Origin of the sequence: Roseivirga sp. UBA1976, assembly GCF_002336325.1 — a bacterium.
In the GTDB taxonomy this organism is placed as follows: Bacteria; Bacteroidota; Bacteroidia; order Cytophagales; family Cyclobacteriaceae; genus Roseivirga; species Roseivirga thermotolerans.
In genome coordinates this window covers 1-4,391 of the sequence record NZ_DDDQ01000001.1, presented here as the reverse complement: position 1 = coordinate 4,391, position 4,391 = coordinate 1, and the positions used below count along the sequence as shown (strand labels likewise).

Here is a 4,391-nt window from a genome sequence, read left to right as displayed (position 1 = left end):
GTTCTTTTCGTACATCGAACTCAGGTTAAGTAAGTAATCCGATTTTATTTTTTGCTGAACTGGCCGGAAACCACAAGGTCTTTGGTTCCATGAGACCAGTCGTAGAATCCTTCACCCGATTTCACACCCAGATATCCGGCAGTAACCATGTTAACAAGCAGCGGGCACGGAGCATATTTCGGGTTGCCAAAACCTTCGTAAAGTACATTCATAATGGAAAGGCAAACATCCAAACCGATGAAATCGGCTAATTGCAAAGGCCCCATCGGATGAGCCATTCCAAGTTTCATTACAGTATCAATTTCTTCAACTCCGGCCACACCTTCAAAAAGAGAGATAATGGCTTCGTTAATCATTGGCATTAAAATGCGGTTGGAAATAAAACCGGGATAGTCGTTTACCTCTACAGGCACCTTGCCCAGCTTTTTAGAGGCCTCCATTATCTGCTGAGTTACTGCATCGGAAGTAGCATAGCCTCTGATTACTTCTACCAGCTTCATAACCGGCACGGGGTTCATAAAGTGCATACCAATTACCTTATCGGCCCTTTTGGTTACTGACCCAATCTTGGTAATTGGAATTGAAGACGTATTGGAGGCAAGAATGCATTCCGGTTTGGTAAAAGACTCCAGGTCTTCAAATATTTTCAGTTTAATGTTAACGTTTTCGGTTGCAGCTTCAACCACCAAGTCGGCCTGTGCCACACCAGACTTCAGGTCAGTGTAAGTAGTAATGTTAGAAAGGGTAGCATTTTTTGTGGCCTCATCAATCTTTTCTTTGGCCAGCATTCTATCTAAATTCTTTTCAATGGTTTTCAGGGCTCTGTTCAGGGCCTCTTGCGATATATCTACCAGGTTTACTTTAAATCCACTCTGAGCAAAAACATGGGCTATGCCGTTACCCATAGTACCAGAACCAATCACTGAAATATTCTCCATTTGCTAATCTTTAGGTTTGTTTACGTTTGTACAAATATAATTGCATCATCTACTTTTAACCTGCGATCGGTGTAAGGAATTGATTAAATATCCAAAAAGGCCTCTTGAAAGGTTATGACAAGATTTTTCTTTGAAAACACCATAGCCCCAAAGGAAAGCGTATGCCAATGTATTTGACATACCATTCACAGGCCACTGGACGAATTAATATCTGCTTTCCCATATTATATACTTTTCTGTGATCCGGATTGGAGTACTTTGTTATTTTCGAAAATGGAATAGGGTTACTTAATTTGGATCACAAAGAAGTGAATAGACAGCATGAAGTCACGCGGTGTCTTTACAGCGTTTTGTAAGGATCATTTGTGAAGACACAAACCATGGTAAAGTGTTGAAAGATATGCCATGCTTCTTAAGTAACCCCTAAAAATACCAGATATGCCCTTATTAGAAGTTTGTGCCGGTAGTGTGGAATCGGCCTTAAATGCCAATGCGGCCAAAGCCGATAGAATTGAATTGTGTGCCGAACTTTCTGTAGGCGGGCTTACGCCCAGTAAAGGGATGATTCATTTGGTGAAGGAGATGGTGGATATCCCTGTCTATGTGTTGATCAGGCCAAGGTCCGGAGACTTTTGTTACTCTTTGCTAGAGTTAGAACAGATGAAAGAAGATGTAGCGTTTTGTAGCAAAATGGGCTGTGAAGGAGTGGTGATTGGGGCGCTTACTCCCGATAGAAAAATACACGAAAGGATGACGTATGAACTCATGCAGGAGGCTGGCTATATGGACGTAACTTTTCATAAGGCCTTTGATGAAACAGTGAATCCTTTTGAGGCATTGGATACCCTTCGTGAATTGGGAATTCAAAGAGTACTTACCTCAGGAGGGGCCGCTACTGCTCTGGCGGGCTACGACAGGTTAGGGGAGTTAATAGAGGAAGCCGATGACGACCTAATCATTATGCCCGGAGGAGGCATTCGGTCGGAGAACATTAAACATTTACATTCACTTGAAGCCCAGGAATATCATAGTGCTGCCTTGTTGCCTGGCCAAAAGCACACCTCCAAAGAGGAGGTCAAGGCTATGCTAGACTGTTTGCGTCAATTGTCCGTATAGCGCAATACCAAGTCTAATAAAATGGGTAAATGATCGCTATAACCTCCCAGATATTGTGGTCCCTGGTACGTCCTGAAGGGTCTGGTAGCACCTGTTGCGCCTTCTGTTAAGAGAAAGTCCAAGTCGAAAATTTGAGCCGTGCGTTTGAATACGGAGGTACGGCCACCACCTTTCAGGAGGTTTCCCGATACTATAAACTGATCTAGAATACCCCATTTATTTTCGAAACTGTGAGTACCTGCCTGATAGCGAATCGGGTACATAAGATTAAACAGATCGGTGCTTGCTGTTTGTTCTATTTCGGTTTTAACGCGCAAACCGGTAATCATACTTTCTTCTTCAGGTTCATCATTAAAGTCGCCCCCTATAATGATATTGGCCCCGGGGTTAACACTTAGTATAGAGTCTGCTTTAGCCCTAACAAGCTGAGCTGCGAATAGGCGTTTAGGTTGTGTCTCAAACTCACCGCCAAATTTGGATGGCCAGTGATTCACAAAATAATGCAAGGTATCGCCATTGGGTAGTTCGCCAATCACATGGAGTATATCACGGGTTCTGCTTGCTGTGTCAAAAGGAAACCGAACGGGGTAGTAGAAGTAATCGATAAGTTTGAATTTATCGGGGCGGTAAATGGCGGCTACATCAATGCCCCTGCGGTCTTTCGAGTCTTGATGAATAATTTCATAACTCACTGATTTTAGTGGGGTAAACTGAGTGAGTGTGGTGAGAACGTATCGGTTTTCCACTTCACAAAACCCGATAAGCTCGGGAGCTTCCCAGCCGCCCATAGCCACTATGGTTTTGGCCAGTTTTTGTTGTTTTGCTAAGTAGCGCTCTTTTGTCCAGCGGTTGCCACCACGAGGTAAAAATTCATCGTCAAGCGTGGTACTATCGTCAAAATAGTCAAAAAGATTTTCTACGTTGTAAAAAGCTACCCGAAAGCGTTCTGTTCCTCTAAAACTGCCGTCAAAAGCTTCTGAAGCCAAAAAGTGCTTCTGGGCTACTGAAGGAGTGTAGAGGTTGCAAAGGAGGAAAATAATGAGTGTGTTTCGGAATAGTTTCAAAGCAATTGAGAATTGGCTGCCGATTAATGGTACTTTTGCATTGGTATTCAAAATACGAATAGATTGACGAATTCATTATGGAAATAGGGAAAATTCAAGAGCTGGAAATTGCCAGAGAAGTAGATTTTGGTTGCTACCTCACCGATGGTAAAGAAGAAGTACTGATTCCTGCAAAATATTTACCGGAACAATACGAGATTGGAGACAAACTAAAGGTGTTTGTTTACACAGATCATATGAGCCGACCCATTGCTGTTACCCGGTGGCCCTATGGTCAGGTTGGTGAAATCGTTGGGTTGAAAGTAAAACAGATAACCGATTTTGGAGCTTTTGTAGACAACGGACTAGAGAAGGATCTTTTGGTGCCCAAAAAAGAACAGCATGCCGACATGCGTGAAGGAGGGCAGTATGCAGTTATGATATTGCTCGATTATAAGACCAATCGCATGATAGGCTCAACCAAAATTGCTGGCTTCGTTTCTGACACTGCCGATGGTCTGGAAGAAGGGCAGGAGGTAAAACTCGTTATATGGCAAAAAACAGACCTGGGGTATAAAGTAGTGATCAATAGTGAGTATGTGGGGCTTGTCTATGACAATGAGATTTTTGAAGACATTAGGTTGGGCGATAACCGCCTGGGTTACATAAAGCACATTAGAGAAGACGGAAAGATAGATGTGAGCCTGCAAAAGCAGGGCTATGAGGCTGTGCTCGATATGTCTGATTCGGTATTGAATGCCCTTAGAGAAGCAGGAGGAAGTCTTGCCCTGGGCGATAAGAGTTCTCCTGAAGAGATTCAGCAGGCCTTTGGAATGAGCAAAAAGAACTTTAAAAAGGTGCTCGGAGGGTTGTATAAAGCCGGGCACATAGAAATATTCGACAGAGAAATAAAGCTTAAAAAGGCGGAAGGTTAACTTGAGGAGCAGTTAACCTTCCCTAAACTACCTATAAAACTAAAACTAACCTAAGCTAATTTATCTTACTGACGCGGCAGTGTATAACGATTGCACAAATGCCAATAAAGCAGTTAGCTTGATAATCTATGTCTTTAAGTTATGAATATTTTGGTTATTGAAAAATTATATTCTTCAAAAAAATCTATTGAAGAAATTTCCTTTGATAATCTGCTTAAATACTAAAATTTTAGTTGTTTTAGCGAATATCCACTTCGTTCGCTATTCCCAGGGCGGTAAACCGAATGCGCAACACTCTGGGGTCTTCGGCCGGGCCTCCATCACATTTTTCGGAGGGGTCTATGGCATAGATATAATAG

4 protein-coding genes are annotated in these 4,391 nt (G+C 42.6%); 2 read left to right on the top strand and 2 right to left on the bottom strand.

All coding sequences use genetic code 11. From position 1 onward, the window contains the following. Nucleotides 1-44: 44 nt before the first annotated feature. The gene (locus B3763_RS00020; protein ID WP_189630014.1) at nt 45-938 is read right to left on the bottom strand and encodes a 3-hydroxybutyryl-CoA dehydrogenase; all 894 of its coding nucleotides are present in this window, start codon (nt 936-938) and stop codon (nt 45-47) included. 438 nt (nt 939-1,376) lie between these two features. On the opposite strand from B3763_RS00020, the gene B3763_RS00015 reads away from it, so the two are divergent. Then, the gene (locus B3763_RS00015; RefSeq protein WP_286742317.1) at nt 1,377-2,054 is read left to right on the top strand and encodes a copper homeostasis protein CutC; all 678 of its coding nucleotides are present in this window, start codon (nt 1,377-1,379) and stop codon (nt 2,052-2,054) included. Here the strand turns inward: B3763_RS00015 and B3763_RS00010 are convergent. After that, entirely contained in the window at nt 2,039-3,118 is a 1,080-nt protein-coding gene (locus tag B3763_RS00010) for a hypothetical protein (protein WP_286742315.1), read from the bottom strand. The two genes, B3763_RS00015 and B3763_RS00010, sit on opposite strands and share 16 nt — an antisense overlap. Nucleotides 3,119-3,195: 77 nt before the next feature. Here B3763_RS00010 and B3763_RS00005 point away from each other — a divergent pair, with 77 nt between their 5' ends. Continuing rightward, nucleotides 3,196-4,032: a CvfB family protein gene (locus tag B3763_RS00005; RefSeq protein WP_286742312.1), complete on the top strand. Its 837-nt coding sequence runs from the start codon at nt 3,196-3,198 to the stop codon at nt 4,030-4,032. The last annotated feature ends 359 nt before the right edge of the window (nt 4,033-4,391 follow it).

What these genes read in the sequence shown, in the direction of transcription:
- B3763_RS00020 (WP_189630014.1), bottom strand. Translation starts at nt 938, where the DNA reads ATGGAGAATATTTCAGTGATTGGTTCTGGTACTATGGGTAACGGCATA.
- B3763_RS00005 (WP_286742312.1), top strand. Translation starts at nt 3,196, where the DNA reads ATGGAAATAGGGAAAATTCAAGAGCTGGAAATTGCCAGAGAAGTAGAT.
- B3763_RS00015 (WP_286742317.1), top strand. Translation starts at nt 1,377, where the DNA reads ATGCCCTTATTAGAAGTTTGTGCCGGTAGTGTGGAATCGGCCTTAAAT.